Source organism: Paenibacillus sp. PAMC21692 (assembly GCF_014303795.1).
Classification (GTDB): Bacteria; Bacillota; Bacilli; order Paenibacillales; family Paenibacillaceae; genus Pristimantibacillus; species Pristimantibacillus agaridevorans.
Map to the genome: position 1 here is coordinate 4,593,955 of NZ_CP060293.1, position 19,686 is coordinate 4,613,640.

The 19,686-nt window shown below is 51.0% G+C and carries 21 protein-coding genes and 1 tRNA gene; 16 read left to right on the forward strand and 6 right to left on the reverse strand.

All coding sequences use genetic code 11. The features are described 5' to 3' along the window. Positions 1-123 precede the first annotated feature (123 nt). Both H7F31_RS18170 and H7F31_RS18175 read left to right on the forward strand, forming a co-directional pair. Positions 124-196 (forward strand) — tRNA-Val (locus tag H7F31_RS18170). Positions 197-348: 152 nt separating this feature from the next. Continuing rightward, positions 349-597: a YolD-like family protein gene (locus H7F31_RS18175; RefSeq protein ID WP_187099931.1), complete on the forward strand. Its 249-nt coding sequence runs from the start codon at positions 349-351 to the stop codon at positions 595-597. A 101-nt stretch (positions 598-698) separates the two neighbouring features. Here the strand turns inward: H7F31_RS18175 and H7F31_RS18180 are convergent, their stop codons facing one another. Then, positions 699-1,037: a L,D-transpeptidase gene (locus H7F31_RS18180; protein ID WP_087567723.1), complete on the reverse strand. Its 339-nt coding sequence runs from the start codon at positions 1,035-1,037 to the stop codon at positions 699-701. 176 nt (positions 1,038-1,213) lie between these two features. On the opposite strand from H7F31_RS18180, the gene H7F31_RS18185 reads away from it, so the two are divergent. The 4 genes from H7F31_RS18185 (at position 1,214) to H7F31_RS18200 (ending at position 2,918) form a co-directional block, all read left to right on the forward strand. After that, positions 1,214-1,681 (forward strand): hypothetical protein, encoded by a 468-nt coding sequence (locus H7F31_RS18185; protein ID WP_187099932.1) that lies wholly within the window; start codon positions 1,214-1,216, stop codon positions 1,679-1,681. 26 nt (positions 1,682-1,707) lie between these two features. Further along, positions 1,708-2,181 carry an RDD family protein gene (locus H7F31_RS18190; protein ID WP_187099933.1) on the forward strand — a complete coding sequence of 158 codons (474 nt, stop codon included), beginning with the start codon at positions 1,708-1,710 and terminating at the stop codon, positions 2,179-2,181. Between the two features lie 141 nt (positions 2,182-2,322). Next, on the forward strand, positions 2,323-2,562 hold the full coding sequence (locus H7F31_RS18195) for a hypothetical protein (RefSeq protein WP_187099934.1): 240 nt from the start codon (positions 2,323-2,325) through the stop codon (positions 2,560-2,562). Between the two features lie 104 nt (positions 2,563-2,666). Then, positions 2,667-2,918: a DUF3892 domain-containing protein gene (locus H7F31_RS18200; RefSeq protein ID WP_087567726.1), complete on the forward strand. Its 252-nt coding sequence runs from the start codon at positions 2,667-2,669 to the stop codon at positions 2,916-2,918. Between the two features lie 123 nt (positions 2,919-3,041). Here H7F31_RS18200 and H7F31_RS18205 read toward each other — a convergent pair whose 3' ends face one another. After that, positions 3,042-3,767, reverse strand: a complete 726-nt coding sequence (locus H7F31_RS18205; RefSeq protein WP_187099935.1) for an MBL fold metallo-hydrolase — start codon at positions 3,765-3,767, stop codon at positions 3,042-3,044. Positions 3,768-3,917: 150 nt separating this feature from the next. Between H7F31_RS18205 and H7F31_RS18210 the strand changes: the two genes are divergently transcribed. The 3 genes from H7F31_RS18210 (at position 3,918) to H7F31_RS18220 (ending at position 5,289) form a co-directional block, all read left to right on the forward strand. After that, positions 3,918-4,124 carry a hypothetical protein gene (locus H7F31_RS18210; protein WP_087567728.1) on the forward strand — a complete coding sequence of 69 codons (207 nt, stop codon included), beginning with the start codon at positions 3,918-3,920 and terminating at the stop codon, positions 4,122-4,124. Positions 4,125-4,289: 165 nt separating this feature from the next. Next, the gene (locus H7F31_RS18215; RefSeq protein ID WP_087567729.1) at positions 4,290-4,862 is read left to right on the forward strand and encodes a stalk domain-containing protein; all 573 of its coding nucleotides are present in this window, start codon (positions 4,290-4,292) and stop codon (positions 4,860-4,862) included. Positions 4,863-4,977: 115 nt separating this feature from the next. After that, a complete protein-coding gene (locus tag H7F31_RS18220) occupies positions 4,978-5,289 on the forward strand; it encodes a DUF1292 domain-containing protein (RefSeq protein ID WP_087567730.1) in 312 nt (103 codons plus the stop codon). Positions 5,290-5,357: 68 nt separating this feature from the next. On the opposite strand, the gene H7F31_RS18225 is transcribed toward H7F31_RS18220, so the two are convergent. Beyond that, positions 5,358-5,774: a DUF1885 family protein gene (locus H7F31_RS18225; RefSeq protein WP_187099936.1), complete on the reverse strand. Its 417-nt coding sequence runs from the start codon at positions 5,772-5,774 to the stop codon at positions 5,358-5,360. Between the two features lie 62 nt (positions 5,775-5,836). Continuing rightward, positions 5,837-7,306 carry an aminotransferase class I/II-fold pyridoxal phosphate-dependent enzyme gene (locus H7F31_RS18230; protein WP_187099937.1) on the reverse strand — a complete coding sequence of 490 codons (1,470 nt, stop codon included), beginning with the start codon at positions 7,304-7,306 and terminating at the stop codon, positions 5,837-5,839. Between the two features lie 187 nt (positions 7,307-7,493). Between H7F31_RS18230 and H7F31_RS18235 the strand changes: the two genes are divergently transcribed. Both H7F31_RS18235 and H7F31_RS18240 read left to right on the forward strand, forming a co-directional pair. After that, the gene (locus H7F31_RS18235; protein WP_187099938.1) at positions 7,494-8,678 is read left to right on the forward strand and encodes an MFS transporter; all 1,185 of its coding nucleotides are present in this window, start codon (positions 7,494-7,496) and stop codon (positions 8,676-8,678) included. A gap of 1,559 nt (positions 8,679-10,237) precedes the next feature. Further along, positions 10,238-13,264, forward strand: coding sequence for an efflux RND transporter permease subunit (locus H7F31_RS18240; protein WP_187099939.1), 3,027 nt, complete (start codon positions 10,238-10,240; stop codon positions 13,262-13,264). A gap of 135 nt (positions 13,265-13,399) precedes the next feature. Here the strand turns inward: H7F31_RS18240 and H7F31_RS18245 are convergent, their stop codons facing one another. Continuing rightward, positions 13,400-14,074 carry a DUF1054 domain-containing protein gene (locus tag H7F31_RS18245; protein WP_187099940.1) on the reverse strand — a complete coding sequence of 225 codons (675 nt, stop codon included), beginning with the start codon at positions 14,072-14,074 and terminating at the stop codon, positions 13,400-13,402. A 279-nt stretch (positions 14,075-14,353) separates the two neighbouring features. Between H7F31_RS18245 and H7F31_RS18250 the strand changes: the two genes are divergently transcribed. Together H7F31_RS18250 and gndA are read left to right on the forward strand one after the other, a co-directional pair. Then, the gene (locus H7F31_RS18250; RefSeq protein WP_187099941.1) at positions 14,354-14,950 is read left to right on the forward strand and encodes a hypothetical protein; all 597 of its coding nucleotides are present in this window, start codon (positions 14,354-14,356) and stop codon (positions 14,948-14,950) included. A gap of 410 nt (positions 14,951-15,360) precedes the next feature. After that, positions 15,361-16,773, forward strand: coding sequence for an NADP-dependent phosphogluconate dehydrogenase (gndA, locus tag H7F31_RS18255; protein WP_087567736.1), 1,413 nt, complete (start codon positions 15,361-15,363; stop codon positions 16,771-16,773). A gap of 12 nt (positions 16,774-16,785) precedes the next feature. Here gndA and H7F31_RS18260 read toward each other — a convergent pair whose 3' ends face one another. Further along, positions 16,786-17,079 carry a hypothetical protein gene (locus H7F31_RS18260; RefSeq protein ID WP_397372572.1) on the reverse strand — a complete coding sequence of 98 codons (294 nt, stop codon included), beginning with the start codon at positions 17,077-17,079 and terminating at the stop codon, positions 16,786-16,788. Positions 17,080-17,220: 141 nt separating this feature from the next. Between H7F31_RS18260 and H7F31_RS18265 the strand changes: the two genes are divergently transcribed. The 3 genes from H7F31_RS18265 (at position 17,221) to H7F31_RS18275 (ending at position 19,595) form a co-directional block, all read left to right on the forward strand. Beyond that, entirely contained in the window at positions 17,221-17,775 is a 555-nt protein-coding gene (locus tag H7F31_RS18265) for a shikimate kinase (protein ID WP_187099942.1), read from the forward strand. A 25-nt stretch (positions 17,776-17,800) separates the two neighbouring features. Continuing rightward, entirely contained in the window at positions 17,801-19,093 is a 1,293-nt protein-coding gene (gene aroA / locus H7F31_RS18270) for a 3-phosphoshikimate 1-carboxyvinyltransferase (protein WP_187099943.1), read from the forward strand. A 64-nt stretch (positions 19,094-19,157) separates the two neighbouring features. Continuing rightward, positions 19,158-19,595, forward strand: a complete 438-nt coding sequence (locus H7F31_RS18275) for a CoA-binding protein (RefSeq protein ID WP_187099944.1) — start codon at positions 19,158-19,160, stop codon at positions 19,593-19,595. Positions 19,596-19,686 lie beyond the last annotated feature (91 nt).

The following is a 19,686-nucleotide window of genomic DNA, read 5'->3' on the forward strand; positions in this document are numbered from 1 at the left end:
ATTGACGGGAAGTTTAACCAATAGGTTGCAGGGAGGAGGGGACAAATTATTATTACAATATTTTAAAGAAGCTATTGACTAGCTTATCCGGATTTGATATATTATATCTTGTCACTGCGATACGATCTGTTAGCTCAGCTGGGAGAGCACTATCTTGACAGGGTAGGGGTCAGTGGTTCGAGCCCACTACAGATCATACTGAAAACCCTTGATATTCAAGGGTTTTTTTCCTTTTTCATCTTGAACGATTTGGAATAGTAAGAGAGGCGTCGCGAACGGAGATCAGGACAAATTTGACTGATTACACTATTGGGCAATCAAATAAAAAATGATAAAGGGTGATCAGGCATGGCAAAAGATAAAGGACCGAAAAGGCCGACTAGAGATGAATATGTGTTAGAGGAATTAGGAGAACGCCTGGTAGAGGCTCATCAAGAAAAAGAAAATGTAGAACTGGAGATTTGGAATCAGGGATCGGTTGTCGGAAGGATTGTCAAGCTGGATTCCAGAACAAAATTGATTCATGTCGAGAAAGGAAATGGCGAAACAGAAAGAGTGCCGTTCATGGATATTATGAAGGTGGGGAATGCGGGATAGGCTCGATAGGTTTTTCCTTTTTTAGAAATTAAGGGGTTCTTACAGCGCTAAAGGCGTTGTTAAGAGCCCCTTTCATTTCTCGGATTAGCCCGGAAAAAATGCTATGGCCGTATGGTTACCCGAGTTCCTACAGGAACAAGAGACTGAAGCTCCATCACGTCTTGATTGTACATGCGTATACAGCCATGAGATACCAAGTGACCTATGGAGCTGGGATCGTTGGTGCCATGGATACCGTAATGCGGTTTGGAGAGTCCCATCCAGAAGGCGCCGAACGGTCCGCCAGGATTCAGCTGTTTGTTGACGATCGTGAATTCGCCCGCAGGCGTGCTCGTGACCATTCGGCCTATGCCAACGGGGTAACCGCGAACGACGGTATTATCCTCCAATAAATATAAGTGACGATCCGACAAATCAATGATGATTCTTCGATAGGGCATAGGCAATTTCCTCCTCGTCACATCTTACGAAGAAGCATACCAATTGGACTGGGTGAACGCACTAAAAGAAATGGGAATAAGGTTTAAATAATCAGTGTTCAACCCAACGATTTCAAGTATAATGAATTCATGGTTATTGCTGGATAAGTGACGTTAGATGAAACAAGGGGACTGGCATGAAGAAAACAATTGAGGTTAGGCCTTCGACGGGATTTGTGCCCGTTTTTGTATTTCTATTTTTTTTGTTCATTCAAATCTACTTATTCATCCGGACAGAACCAGAATGGGGCAGTCTTTTGCTTTTATTTATACTTAGCATCTTGATTGCCTTCAGTGCGGTTGTTGCTTATTTACTAAACGCAATCATTATGAATAAGAAGCCTGCGCAGTTACATATACATCAGTCAACGTTAGAATTATTTGGCCGTCGAATAGACGGCGAAGCAGTGGAAGCCATTTATTCGAATGGTTATTTTCGTCCTATCATCGGATTCAAACGTCATGGTAAAAAAATGATACCTCCAATGTTATGTTTCAGAATGAAGAACAGCGGCGAAGAGGATGAGTGTATGGAGGCGCTGAAACATTGGGCGATGAAGCAGGGCATTACAGTTAAATATAAGCGTTTTCCCCGTTGGTTTTAACCCATAACAATAATGAGGTGAAGAGCTTGAATGAAAACAATCCATACCCATCAACGAATTTCAATCCGGGCAACAACTGGGATCAACAGCAGCCCCTTCCGAACGATCCGGCTGGCTTCTGGATTCGGTTCGGAGCCATTTTGCTGGACGGCCTGATTATCGGAATCCCTCTAAGCGTTCTTTCCCTCATTTTAACAGGCGGTTCTTCAGGCGAATCCATCTTCACAAATGTGTTGTCTTTCTTGTATGCGTTATTACTGCCCGTCTTCTGGAATGGCTACACAATCGGTAAAAAAATATGCAGCATTCGAATCATTAGGGTCATTAACAATGAGCCGCCGCATATCGGTAACATGTTGATGCGCAATGTTGTATGGGCTGTCATTGTCGGAGTTACATTTGGAATCGCCTTGATTGTGGATTGGTTTATGGTGGGTCTTCGCGAAGACAAACGGGGCATCCACGATTTTATAGCAGGCACTCAAGTCGTACGCGTTTAAAAAATAACTAAAACAAGCACAGGAGGAGCGTGTGGCGATTCATCGCTGCCGCTCCTTTTTCGTTATCCATTCGCCCATACCTTATCCGCCTATCTGAATAGACTATTATCATAACTTTACTGACGGGCGGGATATATGGTCATGGCCAAATCTAAACGAGGAAGGGAGGCTGGAGCCTCCTCCAATACCATCAACAGCAATAACAAATCGACCATTTCATCTGATGATTTGGCGATTATTGCGGGTGTCGTCGTAGTAATTGGCGATCTTCTTGCCTTATGGGCTCTTCTTCTGGCGAAGCAGGAGGACGATGAACAAACCGAAGAAGAAGGATTGACCGCTTTGATATCCAGCAAAAAGTCTCGAAGGAAGAAGAGATGACTCTCCTCCCTTGTACGCAGTCAGCAGTTGTGGGAATAATCCGAAGGATGTCGAGGGAAGCTAATTCCGTACCGATTGTAAATATTCGGGAGGAGTGATCAGGTATGGATCAGAATCAAATTTCGGAAGATGCAAGAGAGACGATTGTAGCGGTACAGAAAAATGGTGACGGCGATTTAACGGCATTTAAAACGTCCTCGGGTCGTCAATTGGACTATGCAACGGCCTTGCAGGAAGTACAAGCAGGCCGAATCTCCGGCGTTAATGCTTTTAAAGGCAGGGATGGAGAAACGTATCTGCGCGGCGATGCCGATGGCGATCCAACCAATAACCTGGATCAGTTGCCGCTTTTCTAAATAACCAGTAAATCTGACGGTCAAACGAGTTGCGAGCGACCTCGATCTTCTATTGAATTGGTGCAAAGGAGTTCTTCTCCCGATCACCTGTTTATATGAAGGATCGGGGTTGTTTGGCTTGAACTATACCTTGTGTTTCTCGCCTTGCTCCACAATACGCATTGCCCCGATTTTTCCCCGGTAATTCTCAAGCGCGTCTCCATAATGCATGAGATAGATATGATCCTGGATTTCCCGAGGCAGCGTCAGCAGCTCGTCCAAGCAGGCATGGACAACTCCGGGCGATTCAAGCTGACAATCATGATAGATAGTCGTAACACCCGCTTGTACCAGGTTTGTTAGAAGCTCTCCATTAAACACCATGTCTGCCGTATAGAAAAATGTCTCATTAAAGAGGAAAGAGTAGCTGTCCTTGCATGGTATATGCTCCGTCTTTATTAATTTAACCTGCAGTCCCGGCGCAAGCTCGTAAGTTTGGCCGCGTGTCAGCGGTCGTACCTCGAAGAAATGATCAAGGGCATTAAGCTCTCCTTGCACTAATCCGCCTCTCAGCGTATGCTCCCAAAGCGGTTGGGCGAGCGACTCCTCGATATAAAGGAGGGGCTTGCGGCCGTATTTGAACATCATTTGGAACGCAAGCTCTTCGAGTCCTCCAACATGATCTGCATGAATATGGCTGATCAGCACCGCATCGATCTCTGCGAACGTGACTCCATGGTCGTGCAGAGCCTTGGGCAGCGTTATACCGCAATCCACAAGCAGACGATAATTTCCCGACTCTATTAAAGCGTTGTTATTATTGTATCGTTTGGCGAAAGCGCTGCCTGTTCCAAGCATCGTTATGTACATATATTCACACTCCTATTGCTCGTATGGTTATTTTTGCCGTTACTCTCTCTACTGTAACAAAATTTGCGAGAGCTTGCCATTTCGAGGTGCAACATTCCGTCCTCATTCATACGATGTTGAAGCTGGACCTAAAGGGAGAGGATGGTCAGGATGAGCAAAGGCGGCAAAGGAAAAAGCGTGAAGAAAAAAAAGGTGGCAAGCGACCACAAACAGGTTCATTATAAGCTGGTGTTGTCGGAGAGCTGCAGAGTATGCAAGACGCCTTGCGCCAAAGGGATGAACTACTTGGCGCGTATGCAAGAGCCTGGTGCAGTGGGCAAAGGGGTGCCGTGCATCCTGACCAGAACATACGGGTAATACTCTTTGATTGTATTTCCCAGGCAAGCGCAGTATTCAACAGCATTTGACAATGGATCGCATTTATGATTTTGACGAAAAAATGATAAAAATTGAGCGCAACTTTGTTGGACGGCATGAGTATAAATTTACATCCAGAATAGGCGGATGGGGGTTTATGCAGCGATGAAGTTCAGGAAAATTGCGATAATGCTGACGTTGCTGTCCATATGGGGTGGCACAATGATATTCGCGGACGCCACTACCCAGAAGGTACGCGTCATGATTAATGGCACAGAGCAGGATGAAGGCGGCGTATTATTGGAAGGAAAGACGTATTTGCCGCTGCGCCAGATTGCGGAAGCGATGGGAGCCATCGTCCGATGGGACGATAACAATAAGCGGGCGATTCTTTACAAGCCGAACGTCCATATGTTTCTGTACAATGGCAGTCAGCCGTTCGGCGGCGTGAACAAAGGATATCAGGGCAAAATTAAAGTATTCTCCCAAATTGACAATGTTAAGACCGATCTTGCTTCCGTTAAGGTAACGATTGAGGATCCGTCTGGCAAGGAGCGGTTTATTCAAAGCGAGAATGTGACGAACAACAACGATTCCTTCTGGTTCATCACGGATGAATTCGATTACAAGTTCGACGCCACGGGCAAATATAAAGTACGATTCTATATGCGACTGTCGAACTCGGAAGATTGGGTAGTCGTATCGGAGAAGCTCATCACTTCCTCATCCAAAGGTTAACTGCATTAAATATCAGGAGGTCCCTCCATGGAGGGGCTTCTTTCGTTTGACCCGCGATATACGAACATGTTAGGATAGACAGGTATGATTAATTAACGGAAGCGGGGTTGCAAACATGAGCGAGCATCAGCACGGACCGGATTGCGGCTGCGGTCATGATCACGATCACGAACACGAAGAGCATGTGTTCATTGTGACCAATGACGAAGGCGAAGAACGCGAGATGGTCATGGTATATACGTTCGAATCCGAGAACAATGCGTACGCAGTTTTGCTGGATCGTCAAGATCCGGAGCTGGACGGCGTTATATTCCGCATTGAAGAAGAGAACGACGAAGCATTTCTGGTCGGCATCGAAGATGATGCGGAGTGGGAGCGCGTAACGGCGATCTACGAAGAGATTGCGCGTACCGAGAACGAAGAATAATCGTGCAGCAATAATTAAACGGGCTGCGCAGCCGGGTATCGAACCTGACTGTGCAGCCCGTTATCGTTTTACTTGCGTGGATTGTAATAGATCGTTCTGCCGTTAAACATGGTGAGCTCTGCTTTTAGCTTCTTGGCCATATACTTGCATAGCTCGTTGCCCTTGGCCTTGTCGCCGTGTGTAGAGCCTTCCGGCAATACGACCTGAATACAGTTGACGTCAGAGCCGGCGACACTCGTCGTCACCGAAGTTCCCAAAATCATGTACTTATAAGGTCTGGCCGTTCCTTTAAGGTAGAACCATCGGTCGTCTCCGGCGGATTCTTCCGTGTACGGGAAGGCGGCGTTTGCGTAGTCCCAACCGAGTTGTTCGCCGGTTAAAGCAGTCTGACTCACATAATGCGCCAGCGTATCCCGAATGTCTTGAAGCGTAATGTCTTGAGCGGTTGAGCCTTCCACTAGCTTGATGTAAGCACTCTGACTCATCTATCATCACCTCTAAGGGCATCATAGCATGAGCTGGAAACCTTGACAATAAATATGGTTTATTAAGAGATAGCGGTTTCTTCGACGATTACCTTCACGTACTGGATGCTCCGATCTTCGGGACCCTTAACGGGCAAGCCAACCTCAACATGATCGACAATATAATCGATGTTCGCTTGCGAGATAACCTCTCCCGGCAGCAAGATCGGAATACCTGGCGGATAGACATAGATAAACTCGGCAATGATACGTCCTGCAGACTCCTTGAAAGGAATGACCTCCGTCTCCGCATAAAAGGCATCGCGCGGAGTAAGAGAGAGCTGAGGAATTTCCGGAATCTTAACGACTAACTCTCGGGCTTCGGCCCCTGCATGAAACGCATCGGATAAGCCCCGAAGAGCTTGAATAAGCTTCTCTACGGATTCAGACGTATCTCCAGGCGTAACTAGGCAAAGAATGTTATACATATCGCTAAGCTCGATCTCCAGATTATAATTGTCGCGAAGCCAGTTTTCGACGTCGTAACCTGTTACGCCGAGATGGCGCACATGAATCGTGACCTTGGTCGGATCGTAGTCGTAGGTCGCCTCACCGCCAAGTATTTCCTCGCCGAAGCTGTAAAGGCCTGGTATTTCGTTAATCTGGCGTCGAGCGTCCTGTGCCAACTCGATGACACGTTCAGCGATTTCGCGGCCGTTCAAGGCCAGATTGCGGCGTGAAGTATCGAGCGAAGCCAGCAGAATATAGGATGTGGACGTTGTTGTCAGCATGCTGATGATCGTCTGAACACGCTGGGGATTTACGCGTCCCTTGCGGATGTTAAGCACGGAACTTTGCGTCATGGAGCCGCCGAGCTTGTGCACGCTTGTTGCTGCCATATCCGCTCCGGCCTGCATAGCCGACATCGGCAGCTTGTCGTGGAAATGAATGAGCACGCCATGAGCTTCGTCTACTAGTACCGGAATATCGTAGCTATGAACCAGATCGACGATTTCCTTTAAGTTGGCGCAGATGCCGAAGTAAGTCGGATTGATAACGAGCACGGCCTTGGCGTCGGGATGACGCTCCAATGCACGGCGAACGGAACGGGTCGTGATGCCATGGTCGATGCCAAGCGTGCTGTCGCGTGCTGGCGAAATAAATACAGGTCTCGCACCGGCGAAAATAATAGCAGCCATAATCGACTTGTGCACGTTGCGAGGCACGATGATTTTGTCGCCGGGGGAGCAGACGGACATAATCATCGTGATAATCGCGCCGCTAGTACCCTGTACGGAAAAGTAAGTAAAGTCAGAGCCGAATGCATCCGCCGCAAGCTTCTGAGATTCTTCAATGACGCCTGTCGGTTGATGCAAGTCATCCAACGGAGCTATATTGATAAGATCGATCGACAACGCATTGTCGCCGATAAATTCGCGGAATTCTGAGTCGCTTCCGACGCCTTTTTTGTGACCTGGAATGTGGAATTGAACGGGATTATGCGCCGCATGTTTGCGTAGCGCAGTGAAGAGCGGGGTTTTATTATGATCCATCGCCGTATCCCTGCCTTTCATCAGATGTACAAACAAAGTTGAGTATAACAAAAACAAGCGGTTTTGCAAGTAAAGATTATCTGTAGAAGGCGCTCCAGGAGCGGGATTTATCGTATTTGTTACAAAATTGTTCATACTTGCACCGTTCCTACTTATGGTACGATAGTATGGTGGAGGGATTAACGGCATGAAGGATAAGCGTTTACTCATTGTAATGGGAATATTGATGATTACTTTTATCGGCTTCGGCATTATCATCCCGGTTATGCCGGAAATTATACAGGATGCCGACCCGGACAACGCGGAGCTTCACACGGGCTGGATGCTGGCGCTATATTCGGCGGTATCCTTTATATTGTCGCCGCTTTGGGGCAATTGGTCGGACCGGATCGGTCGCCGGCCCATCATTTTGATCGGTCTGCTTGGCTTCGCCGCGAGTTTTCTCTTGTTCGGCCTTGCTTCGGGCAATCTCGCGCTTATGTACGCTTCCCGGGCGATCGGCGGTTTGTTCTCGGGCGCAGTCGCGTCTGTCATCGTAGCTTATGTGGCGGACATTACTCCTCCGGAGCAGCGTACTAAGGGAATGGGGCTTGTCGGCATGTCGATCGGTCTCGGCTTCACGATCGGCCCGGGCTTCGGGGGGCTGCTCAGCGTCGTCTCGCACGAAACGCCGTTTTTTGCGGCAGCCGGCTTGGCGCTCTTAACTTTCGTGCTCGCGCTTCTCAAGCTAAACGAATCGTTGACACCCGAGCAGCGCAAGAAACCAGCCGAGAAGCGAACTTCGAGGTGGACGGCATTTCAGGGACCGCTCAAACATCTGTACGTGCTTGCCTTCTTCGTGACATTCACGCTTGCGGGCATGGAAGCGACTCTGCAATTTTTCGGGATGAGCCGATTCGACGTAACGCCGCTTGAGGTTGGCTTGCTCTTCTTCGTGTGCGGCATCGTTGGCGCGCTCGTACAAGGCGGAATCGTGAGAAGGCGAATTAAGAAAGGCGAGGAGCCGCGTTATATTGTGATCGGCTTAATCATCTCGGCCGCAGGATTCTTCTTGCTGCTGTTCGCGCACTCGCTGGCCTGGGCGATTCTGTCGCTCGCGGTGTTCGGCGTCGGCAACGCGCTGATCCGTCCTTGCGTAACGTCGCTCATTACCCAGAAGACGAAGGTCGGACAAGGCGTCGCATCGGGGTTAAGCTCGTCGATGGACAGTCTGGGACGAATCGCGGGCCCTCTGTTAGGATCGTTTATTTTTACGATTGGCGAAGGTCTGCCTTATTTGATCGGAGGCGTTCTGTGCATTGCCGCACTACTGTTTGTATTCCGTTTCCGTCAATTGGACGAACAAGAGCGAACCGTATCGGCAGAAGGATAGACCGTTATTTTACAACATTAGGAAATCAACATGTCATGCTTTCTCGATATTTCTCGGAGTGAAACGCGCTGCATCGCCAAAGGAAAGGGCAGCCGTTTCACCTTGAGCATGCCAGACTGGCTCCCCATTTCAATGGGGGGCTTTTTTTAAGTTTAAGAAATAGGCAACCTTAAGACTTGGGGATAGTAAGCAAGTTGTTCATGTGCAGATAAAAACGGTTGGGAAATCGAACAGATCTCAGCGGGATTGTTTGCGTCTTTGATGAAGCATAAAACATTGCTTCGTTCCACGTGGCTGGCTCAGGGAGTTAATGAAGTATAAAACTTTGCTTCATTGCATGGCTGGCTTGAAGAGCTAATGAAGCATAAAATATGCTTCATTTTCCACGTGGCTGGCTTCAGGAGCAAATGAAGTATAAAACTATGCTTCGTTTGCTGCATGGCTGGCTCGAGTAGCTAATGAGGTTTAAAACTATGATTCATTTGCTTCATGTCTGACTCGAGTAGCGCAAATGAAACATATAAATTCTTTCATCCACGTTAGTTGCCTGACCTGTCCCCGGCCTAGCCCAATAAATCGGATTTTTCCGCTAAAATATCGCCCCCGGCCCCAGTGGCATCGATCTATTTTTCTCGAAGGAACTACTTCCGCGGAGTTAAGTCGATCACACCGATCTATTTCCCTCCAAAGTGCTGCTTTGGCTAGTTTAAGTCGATCACACCGATCTATTTCCCTCGAAAGTGCTGCATTCGCTGATTTAAGTCGGTGGCGCCGATCTATTTCCCTCCAAAGTGCTGCTTTCACTAGTTTAAGTCGGTGCCACCGATCTATTTCCCTCGAAAGTGCTGCATTCGCTGATTTAAGTCGGTGGCGCCGATCTATTTCCCTCCAAAGTGCTGCTTTCACTAGTTTAAGTCGTTGCCACCGATCTAGTTCCCTCGAAAGTGCTGCTTTCGCTGATTTAAGTCGGTGGCATCGATCTATTTTCCTCGAAGGAGCTACTTCCGCGGAGTTAAGTCGATGACACCGATCTTTTTCTCTCGAAAGTGCCGCTTTCGCTAGTTTAAGTCGGTGGCATCGATCTATTTTCCTCGAAGGAGCTACTTCCGCGGAGTTAAGTCGATGACACCGATCTTTTTCTCTCGAAAGTGCCGCTTTCGCTAGTTTAAGTCGGTGACACCGATCTATTTCCCTCGTAAGTGCCGCTTTCGCTAGTTTAAGTCGATGGCACCGATCTATTTCCCTCGAAAGTGCTGCATTCGCTGATTTAAGGCGGTGGCGCCGATCTATTTCCCTCAAAATTGCTATTTTTGCAGAGTCAAGTCGATGACACCGATCTATTTACCTCGAAGATGCTGCTTCCGCGGAGTTAAGTCGGTGGCATCGATCTGTTTTCATCGCGAAAAAGGCGTATCCCCGACCAAAGTCTTGTTTTGCCTCCGGCTAACGGCGTGGCAATAATACCGTCTGAAGACGTTTTTGCAAGTTTTTCCTTGCCCGTATGATGGTAAAGACAAAACAAACAAAACCGGTTTCGGAAAAGGAGCAGATTTGAAAGCATGAACAGTATTACAGGTTGGTCGTTCCGCAATAAGGCGGCAATCGGGTTATTGGTCGTCATGGCGCTGGCGGTAGGAGTTATCAGTTACTTAAGGCTGCCGATGGAGTTCCTGCCTGCGGCGGATAATCCGCAGGTTATGATTACGTCCATCGGGCAAGGCGTCAATGCAAAGACGATGGAAGAGCGCGTCACGGAGCCGCTGGAGCAGGCGGTTATGTTCACGAAAGGAAAGACATCGTTGTTCTCCACTTCCGGGGAAGGATACTCGCAGATCAGTCTTAACTTCGATTCTTCCACGAACATGAAGGAAGCGAAAGCGGAGGTGGAACGCGCGGTAGCAGCCGTTCCGCTCCCAGGCAATGTGATGCCGCCGTTTGTCATCCAATTCCATACATCGATGATTCCGATCTCCTGGGTCACGGTTACGTTTGATGAGAGCGTAAGCGGACAAGAACGCGAAGAGCGGCTGACCGCCATTAAAAACGAGCTGCAAGGCATCGAAGGAGCCGGTCAAATATCCGTATCGGGCGGAGCGAAGGCGGTCATTCACATTCAGCCGGACGCTGACAAGCTCGCAGATGCAGGCATTCCAGTGCAGACGTTAATGGGAGTGCTGCAGGGCAGAGGCGCACAGACGTCGATTGGCGAGAGAAGCATTGACGGTCAAGCCGTCAGTCTCAACGTTACGGAAACGATCGGCACGCTGGAGACGCTAAAGCGTCTGACCGTTCTGCCCGGAGTCGAGCTTGGGGATGTCGCCGGGGTGACGCTGGCGAATGAGAAGGAGAATGTCAGCCGCATGAACGGGAAAGACGCCGTCTTGCTGACCATCTCGAAGGCAGCCGATGCCAATGCGGTGTCGGTCGGCAAGTCCATACAAGAGAAGGTCGAAGAGCTTGGCGCGGAGAGCGGCGGCGTAAACGTTTCGGTACTGCTAAGCAGCGCGGAATCCGTGGAGCATTCCGTTAACAGCATGCTGCGCGAAGTACTGCTTGGCGCTTTGTTCGCTACTATTGTCATCTTGTTGTTTATGCGCAACTTCAGAGCGACGATCGTAACGATCGTATCTATTCCGCTTTCGCTGGGCATCACACTTTATTTGCTGCAGCTGTCCGGCGTTTCGCTGAACATTATTACGCTCGGCGGCGTAGCGGTTGCCGTCGGACGACTCGTGGACGACAGCATCGTCGTCATCGAGAATATATACCGCAGGTTGCAGAAGGAGGCCTTCTCCGTCTCGCTTATTACAGACGCGACAAGGGAAGTCGCGTCTGCGATTACATCTTCGACGATCGTAACGGTAGCGGTGTTTCTGCCTATGGGGCTGCTACGCGGTTCGTTGCAGGCGTTCCTGCTGCCGTTCGCTTTGACGGTGACATATTCGCTGCTCGCCTCTCTGCTTGTCGCTTTGACCGTCGTTCCACTGCTTGGCGCATGGCTGCTGAAGGGTACGAAGGAGAAGGAGCACGGAGGAGCGCCTCGCTTCGCGAAGTTCCTGGCATGGAATTTGCAGCGTAAGTGGATACCGCTAACGCTGGCGGTGGTTCTGCTGGCCGGGTCGGTTGGCGCATACGTCACCATGCCGAAAGCCGCATTGGATTCCTCCAGCGCGGAGAATTTAAGCGTAACGTTGGAGTATCCTAACGACACGCCGGAGAATGAGGTGCTGGCGGGCGGAACGAAGCTGGAGCGCTATCTTGTTGAGCGGGCCGATGTGGAATGGACAATGATGTCCGTTGGCAACAGCTCTGACGACGCACAGTTCGGAGCCGTGTCGTCCCCTACATTAATCTCTTATCTAGTGGGCATGAAGAAAGGAGCCGACGCGGAGAAGACGCTTGATGCCCTTCGGGCTCGGGCCGGCGAATATCCGGATGCCGAGCTGCTGGCCAACGCGACGGATTTGATGATGGGCGGAGGCTCTACGACGGTGTTCGTCGACGTGACGGGCGAAGAGTCGAAACTCGCCGAGGCTGCGGGCATGCTGGAGGAGGCTCTGGCGAAAATAGAAGGCGTAGAGAAGGTCGAGAGCAGTCAGGAGGATTTGAAGCCGGTTTATTCGTTCCAGGTCAAGCCGGAGCAGGCGCGCGGCGAAGAGATAGCCCAACAACTTCAGCTCGCGCTGAATCCCGTCCCTATCGGCTCCATATCGTTGAATACGGGCGAGACGCCGGTATGGCTGCAGCCTGTCGTCGATCCGCAGTCGGAGAGCGAGCTTGGGTCTCTTACCGTCATGACGGAAGCTGGGGCGGTTCCTGTCTCTACGGTGGCTACGTTAATTCGGACGGAAGAACCCACCTTGTATTACCATAAGGAAGGCAAACCCTATTTGCGGGTGACGGCTAGCGTTGATCCATCGAAGCTGTCTTTGGTAGGAACCGAAATTTCCAAGGCGGCAGATGCCTTGCAGCTTCCGGAAGGCGTGGAGTTCTCGGTAGGCGGCGCTTCCGCGGAACAGGCCGGCGACTTCGCGGACCTCGGCATGACGGCTCTTATCTCAATCGGTCTCGTCTATCTGATCATGGTTCTAACATTCAAAACGCTGCGGGCTCCGCTTGCGATCATGATCTCCTTGCCGCTAGCCGCGATCGGTGCGGTCACAGGGCTTCTAGTCTCAGGCGTTACGCCGGACTTCACAGCCATGTTCGGAGCGCTGATGCTAATTGGCATCGTGGTTACGAACGCCATCGTGCTCATCGACAGGGTCAAGCAAAACGAGCAATCAATGACGATCCGCGATGCTTTGCTAGAAGCAGCCTCGACAAGATTGAGGCCGATCATCATGACGGCGCTTGCGACGATCTGCGCGATGCTGCCTCTCGTATTCGGCTCGCATGAATCCGGGAGCATCGTATCCCAAAGTCTGGCGATCGTCGTCATCGGCGGCTTGGCTGCAGCGACTCTGTTGACGTTAATCATTGTTCCTTGTGTATACGAGCTGCTGTTCTTCCGCAAATCGAGGAAGGAACGAAAGGCAGCTAACGATTCGCTAATGAAGGAAGCGGCAGCGGGAACGGAAGTTTGAAGTTGCAGCTCTTTTAATTAACCTTGAGTAAAAACAAAGAAAGCCGGAGAAATCAGCACATGCGCGCTGGTTTTTCCGGCTTGCTTGTCTGCTCTGCACACGATGTGCCCCGCAGAACTCAGCAGGAGGTTCGTTTTATCGCGATCGGTTGCAAGCCAGCTCATACAGCGGAAGCAGTATTTCGTAGGTGCTCAGAGCGTATCGCAGCAGCTTTTCGCCCTCCTGCAGCACAGGATCGTCCGCCGGGAGATGGCGACCGACAAGCAGCTCAGCTTTGCCGACGTCCCGAAATCTTACGAGCGCCGTCTTCCAGGCCGCTTCATCCATTTCCCCGACTTCCTGAGCTTCCTTCTTCATATGGTCAAGCGACATCATGAAGTCGGACGGGACAGTTTCGATAACGTCGTCGAGCTGCTCCAGATAGGCGGATGCGATCGCTTTTTTGTTTGGCACCTCGTAGATCAGGGCGAGCCAGATAAAGACATGGTCGTCGAACAGGCCGAGCTGGAAGTGGGGATGAGACTTGTAGCCGCGCTTGTTGTCGCAGATCGACAGCCAGGTATCCTTGGGCGCGTTAACCGTCCTTCTCGCGTGTTTTGCGATATGGAGGTACATCTCGCGTCCCGTTAGCCGGGACAGCTCGTCCACGATTTGCTCCCCCAAGGCGCGGAATTTGGGCTGGATGAGAGTCTGTATGCCATGCATGCGTGCTTCGAGACCTTCCAACCGAAAAACGTCAAAGTCGGCGGCGGCGAAGCCTTCCAGCGGAGCGTGAGCGGTATTTTTATGGGCGGCAGTTGTAATTGTCATTTCGCGCATTCTCCTTAATACATTATAATTGGGAAGTGGATGAGAAGCTTTATTATTTTAGAATGATTATAACATAATTCAAGGGAAATGCCTATCTGAATAGGTAAAGCTAGGGGGCGAGGGGGAGGAGAACCGACAGTATTGCAGAATGGGCAACCCAGACTTAAAAATTAGTCAATAATCCAAGTTGCCAGAACATAAGATGAAGTATAAGATAGTGGTAAGAACAAATTGTCAGAACATTTCGTCAAATAACACTAGGTTAAGGGAGGGATTGCCGTGAATAAGAGCTACGAAGTCGAATATTGTAATCTGGAGCTGCGATTCGAACGCCGGCAAATCCAAAATCTCATCCGGGATCTCATTCAGGAAGGTTATTCCTTATACTGGAGCGAGACGGAAGGGCAGTTCCTCGTATCCATTCGGACCGGCAGGAAGCTCGTGAAGCTTCAGTTCCACCGAATGAACACCCGTTACAAAATTGTAGGCGATTATGTGATCAAAGACGAAAAACTGTCGGAGCTTCTGGAGAAATTGATTAACGATACACGGGGTCATGCAGTCGTTAAACGAATCAAGGATCGGCAAATCGTAATCGAGAACATTATGTTCGGCGAAATCATACGACTTGTGGAGGTGTCAGGCATGGAGCATCGGATTATTTATCAAAAGAAACCATTCGTGACAATAGAGGAAATGATCAAGGCGTTCCAATCGAAACGCGCGGAAGAGCGTGCGGCGGTGCTGAGGTTCGAGCTTGATTATGAGCTGCTGGTGCTGCACGAAGCGCTTGAGGCTCAAAATGAGGAAGCGGTTGCAGAATCTAAGGAAAGGTTGGTTGCGCTTCGTTCGGAGATGCTGCAGCTAGAGTTGTGAGGGAATGGCGAGAAGAGTAAATCTTAAGCTTTAAAGAAACGATCATGCAGTCGCCCGGAACGGCGCGGCGCGCAGGGTCGTTTTTTGCTATAAGAATAACGCAACCTTGCTCTCGGTTATTCTTATGGATGAGGACGGCCAATCAGGTTTTCTTCCGGGTGTAAAAAGAGTAGAATAAAGCTATTGTAAGACTTTAAGTGCGAGTTCAAAAAGTTCGGTTATCAGTACCGAGAAGATTGGATGAAGCTAGGACCTGAGGAGCGGAGCGTAGTGGAAGCTACGTGAGCACCGGAAGGTTCGGCTGCATTCAATATTCGACGTCGAGTACGCTTCTTGGATGACTTCGTAATGGGAAGCGAACTTTTTGAACAACCTCTTAAAAATATATTGGAAAAGGATGGAAGAAACTCATGTCTAAGCAGCAAATCGGGGTTATCGGCATGGCCGTTATGGGCAGAAACCTTGCCCTCAATATCGAGAGCAGAGGATTCACCGTCTCCGTGTTCAACCGCTCGCGGGAGAAAACGGACGAGCTTATCAGCGAATCCGCAGGCAAAAACCTGGTTCCGACCTACACGATCGAAGAATTCGTCGCTTCTCTTGAAGTGCCTCGCAAAATCCTCATCATGGTGCAAGCCGGAGCGGGTACGGACGCAACAATCGACTCCCTCGTGCCGCATTTGGATCAAGGCGACATTATCATTGACGGCGGCAACGCTTATTTCCCCGACACGCAGCGCCGCAGCAAAGAGCTTGAAGCAAAAGGCTTCCGTTTTATCGGCACTGGCGTATCCGGCGGCGAAGAAGGCGCGCTGAAAGGCCCGTCCATCATGCCAGGCGGCCAGAAATCCGCTTACGAGCTTGTAGAGCCGATACTGACGGCTATTGCAGCCAAGGTAGGCGAAGACGCTTGCTGTACTTACATCGGCCCGGACGGCGCCGGCCATTACGTAAAGATGGTTCACAACGGCATCGAATACGGCGACATGCAGCTCATCTGCGAAGCTTACGACCTGCTTAAAAACGTGCTTGACGTCAGCACGGAAGAACTGCACGAAATCTTCACCGAGTGGAACAAAGGCGAGCTCGACAGCTACCTGATCGAGATTACGCGCGATATCTTCTCCAAATACGATCCGGAAACGGGCAAACCGATGGTTGACGTTATTTTGGACTCCGCCGGCCAAAAGGGTACGGGCAAGTGGACAAGCCAAAGCTCCCTGGACCTTGGCGTACCGCTGTCCATCATTACGGAATCCGTATTTACCCGCTTCCTGTCGGCTATGAAAGAAGAACGCGTAGCGGCAAGCAAAGTGCTGAGCGGTCCTGCAAAAGCTCCGTTCCAGGGCGATAAAGCGGCATTTATCGAAGCTGTACGCAAGGCGCTGTTCGCGAGCAAAATCTGCTCTTACGCGCAAGGCTTCGCGCAAATGCGCGCCGCTTCAGACGAATACGGCTGGGATCTGCGCTACGGCGACATCGCAAAGATCTTCCGCGGCGGCTGCATCATCCGCGCGCGTTTCCTGCAGAACATCACGGACGCTTACGACCGCGATCCGGGTCTTCGCAACCTGCTGCTTGATCCTTACTTCAAAGAAATCGTTGAGTCGTACCAAGGCGCATGGCGCGAAGTGATTACTTCCGCCGTAACAAACGGCGTGCCGGTACCGGCATTCTCCAGCGCGCTGGCTTACTTCGACAGCTACCGCACGGAGCGTCTGCCAGCGAACCTGTTGCAAGCGCAACGCGATTACTTTGGCGCCCATACGTTCAAGCGCGTGGACAAAGAAGGTTCGTTCCACTTCAACTGGCTTCAATCCTAATCGCTAGCGCTGTTAAGCCAGGCCATGGGACGCTTCGCGCAGCCAATCGCGCAGGCGGTCCGCCTCCTGGTCGCTGCAGTGCCTGCGCTGGATGAGCGCCATGGCCGCTTCGGCGAAGTATAAAAAGTTTTTCATGAGACGTGGCTGCGACAGATCCATGAATGCGGGATCTTCGTCAGCCACCTTTTTTTTAATGTAACCTAACATCCATACAACATCGTCGCGGCAGAGCGGGTGTTCCGGGCTCAGGATGGTACGGATTCGCAGCTCCGTCGGGTGCATGGGACGGGTGGGACTGTTCATCATGGGATCACTCCTCGGCATAAAGTTTGCATCATTAACATACATACGGCTAATCCAACTTTTTTATACACCGAATCTGCAAAAAAATGATATGATATGGAAGAATTGCTTTCGAGAGAAACACGGCAAAGGATGATTGCTCAGATGGAAGTGAATAAGCTCGTGCTGGTCGGATTTATGGGAACGGGCAAGTCCAGCGTCAGCCGCGAGCTGTCGGCGAGACTCGGTTGGGCGAGGCTCGACAGCGACGAGGAGATTGTAAAGCGCGCAGGACAAAGCATATCGGATATATTCGCCACCGATGGAGAAGGCCGGTTCCGGGATCTGGAATCGGAAGCCATTGCCGATCTGCTGGACAAGGAACAACCGGGAATTATCGCGACAGGCGGCGGAGCCGTGCTGCGCGAATCCAATAGAAGCATCATGCTGGAGAAGAGCCTCGTCGTTGCATTAATGGCGGATGCCGAGAGCATTATCGCCCGCGTCTCGAAGGATGAGGAGCGTCCCCTCCTGCAAGGCGATGCCCGCGAGCGGGTATACAAGCTGCTGGAACAACGCCGCGGCGCTTACGACTTCGCCCATCTTGCCATTGATACAACGGGCCTGTCCGTTCAGGATGTGGCGGAGAGAATTATTGCATGCAAGAACGAGTGGAACGCCCCTGGTCCTACAGGCGGCTCTGGCGATGCAACCGAATAATGGAATGGCAAAGGAGACTTAACCGATGGATGTTATCGTAACACCGACTCCCCGTCTAGCGGGAGAAATTCAAGCGCTTTCCTCCAAAAACTATACGACTCGCTACCTGCTGGTCGCTGCTCTTGCAGAAGGGACAAGCACGATCTACTATCCGGCCCACAGCGAAGACAGCGACGCCATGCGCCGCTGCATCCGCGATCTTGGCGCGATCGTCGAAGAAGACGACGAGAAAATCGTGATTACGGGCTTCGGCCGCAATCCCAAGCCTGTGGAACAGCTGGATGTGGGGAATGCCGGCGCCGTCCTGCGTTTCTTGATGGCGATTGCTTCGTTATGCCCGGATGTCACGTTCATAAACCGTTACCCCGATTCGCTGGGCAAACGTCCGCATGACGATCTTATCGAGTCATTGACGGCGATGGGCGTAAAGATCGAGCACCGCGAGGGCAAGCTGCCGATCCGCATTCAAGGCGGACAACCGAAGGGCGGCCATATTCAAGTATCCGGCAACATCAGCTCCCAATTCCTCAGCGCGCTGTTGTTTCTCGCTCCGCTGCTGGAAGAGGACAGCGAGATTGAAGTGCTGCACGACTTGAAGTCCAAGGTCGTCGTAGGACAGACCTTGGAGGTGCTGGAACAAGCGGGCATCGTCATTCATGCCGATGAGGATTACATGCGCTTCCGCGTTCCCGGTGGACAGAAGTATGCGGCCAAGACGTATTCCGTGCAAGGCGATTATCCGGGTTCCGCGGCCATTTTGGCGGCAGCAGCCGTTACGGAATCGGACATCATTGTTCATCGTCTCGTGGAAAACAGCAAACAAGGCGAACGCGCCGTTGTCGACGTGCTGCGTATGATGGAAGCGCCGCTGACACACGAAAACGATATCGTCCGAGTAAAGGGCAACGGCAAGCTGAAAGCCGTGGAATTCGACGGAGACCACGCGACGGATGCCGTGCTGGCAATGGTTGCGGCGGCGGTATTTGCCGAGGGCACTTCCCGGTTCTACAACGTCGAGAATTTGCGCTACAAAGAATGCGACCGCATTACGGATTACCTGAACGAGCTTCGCAAGGCCGGAGCCAACGTGGAAGAACGCCAAGCGGAAATCATTGTGCATGGCAGACCGGAAGGCGTGGAAGGCGGCGTAGAGATCAACGCGCATTACGACCATCGCGTCATCATGGCGCTGACAATCGTGGGCTTGCGTTCCAAGTCCCCGATTCGTATCCGCGACGCGCATCATGTGGCGAAGTCGTATCCGATTTATTTTGACCACCTGAAGGCGCTTGGCGCGAACGTGGAATGGGTACAGTAGATTGTAGGCGCAGCTGTCAGCATGCCGGCTGCCGCATTTAATCCAAGACGGAGGTGCACGATTCATGACATTCAGCAATCCAACCAGAGAACGGTTGAAGGAGATCTTGCAGGCAAGCCAGAACATCGCGGTAGTCGGCTTGTCGGACAAGCAGGACCGCGTCTCGTACATGGTATCCGAGGCGATGCAGGCAAAGGGATATACGATCATTCCCGTCAATCCGGCGGCAAAAGGTCCTATTCTTGGGCAAACGACCTATGCGGCCCTCAAGGATATCCCTGTACCGGTCGATATCGTGAACGTATTCCGCCGCAGCGAGCATACGCCGGAGGTGGCGGAGGAAGCGGTGGCGATCGGAGCGAAGACGTTGTGGCTCCAGCTCGGCATCGCGAGTGATGAAGCGGCTGCTATCGCGGAAGCGGGAGGGCTGGAGGTTGTCATGGACCGCTGCATCAAAGTGGAGGATTCCATATTGCTTCCGCATGGCAAGTCAGGACAATGAAGCAAATTTAGAACATACGGAAGCGGGCCGACTCGGCCCGCTTTTTTCGTTTAATTAATGCGGCAAGCGTAGGCTTTGACAAATAGGTAGC

Excerpts from the sequence above, each read along its gene's own strand:
- H7F31_RS18200 (WP_087567726.1), top strand. The coding sequence starts at position 2,667 with ATGGATCAGAATCAAATTTCGGAAGATGCAAGAGAGACGATTGTAGCG.
- H7F31_RS18240 (WP_187099939.1), top strand. The coding sequence starts at position 10,238 with ATGAACAGTATTACAGGTTGGTCGTTCCGCAATAAGGCGGCAATCGGG.
- H7F31_RS18195 (WP_187099934.1), top strand. The coding sequence starts at position 2,323 with ATGGCCAAATCTAAACGAGGAAGGGAGGCTGGAGCCTCCTCCAATACC.
- H7F31_RS18235 (WP_187099938.1), top strand. The coding sequence starts at position 7,494 with ATGAAGGATAAGCGTTTACTCATTGTAATGGGAATATTGATGATTACT.
- H7F31_RS18225 (WP_187099936.1), bottom strand. The coding sequence starts at position 5,774 with ATGAGTCAGAGTGCTTACATCAAGCTAGTGGAAGGCTCAACCGCTCAA.
- H7F31_RS18185 (WP_187099932.1), top strand. The coding sequence starts at position 1,214 with ATGAAGAAAACAATTGAGGTTAGGCCTTCGACGGGATTTGTGCCCGTT.
- H7F31_RS18275 (WP_187099944.1), top strand. The coding sequence starts at position 19,158 with ATGACATTCAGCAATCCAACCAGAGAACGGTTGAAGGAGATCTTGCAG.
- aroA (WP_187099943.1), top strand. The coding sequence starts at position 17,801 with ATGGATGTTATCGTAACACCGACTCCCCGTCTAGCGGGAGAAATTCAA.
- H7F31_RS18175 (WP_187099931.1), top strand. The coding sequence starts at position 349 with ATGGCAAAAGATAAAGGACCGAAAAGGCCGACTAGAGATGAATATGTG.
- H7F31_RS18210 (WP_087567728.1), top strand. The coding sequence starts at position 3,918 with ATGAGCAAAGGCGGCAAAGGAAAAAGCGTGAAGAAAAAAAAGGTGGCA.
- H7F31_RS18265 (WP_187099942.1), top strand. The coding sequence starts at position 17,221 with ATGGAAGTGAATAAGCTCGTGCTGGTCGGATTTATGGGAACGGGCAAG.
- H7F31_RS18180 (WP_087567723.1), bottom strand. The coding sequence starts at position 1,037 with ATGCCCTATCGAAGAATCATCATTGATTTGTCGGATCGTCACTTATAT.
- H7F31_RS18245 (WP_187099940.1), bottom strand. The coding sequence starts at position 14,074 with ATGACAATTACAACTGCCGCCCATAAAAATACCGCTCACGCTCCGCTG.
- H7F31_RS18230 (WP_187099937.1), bottom strand. The coding sequence starts at position 7,306 with ATGGATCATAATAAAACCCCGCTCTTCACTGCGCTACGCAAACATGCG.
- H7F31_RS18205 (WP_187099935.1), bottom strand. The coding sequence starts at position 3,767 with ATGTACATAACGATGCTTGGAACAGGCAGCGCTTTCGCCAAACGATAC.
- H7F31_RS18260 (WP_397372572.1), bottom strand. The coding sequence starts at position 17,079 with ATGATGAACAGTCCCACCCGTCCCATGCACCCGACGGAGCTGCGAATC.
- H7F31_RS18215 (WP_087567729.1), top strand. The coding sequence starts at position 4,290 with ATGAAGTTCAGGAAAATTGCGATAATGCTGACGTTGCTGTCCATATGG.
- gndA (WP_087567736.1), top strand. The coding sequence starts at position 15,361 with ATGTCTAAGCAGCAAATCGGGGTTATCGGCATGGCCGTTATGGGCAGA.
- H7F31_RS18220 (WP_087567730.1), top strand. The coding sequence starts at position 4,978 with ATGAGCGAGCATCAGCACGGACCGGATTGCGGCTGCGGTCATGATCAC.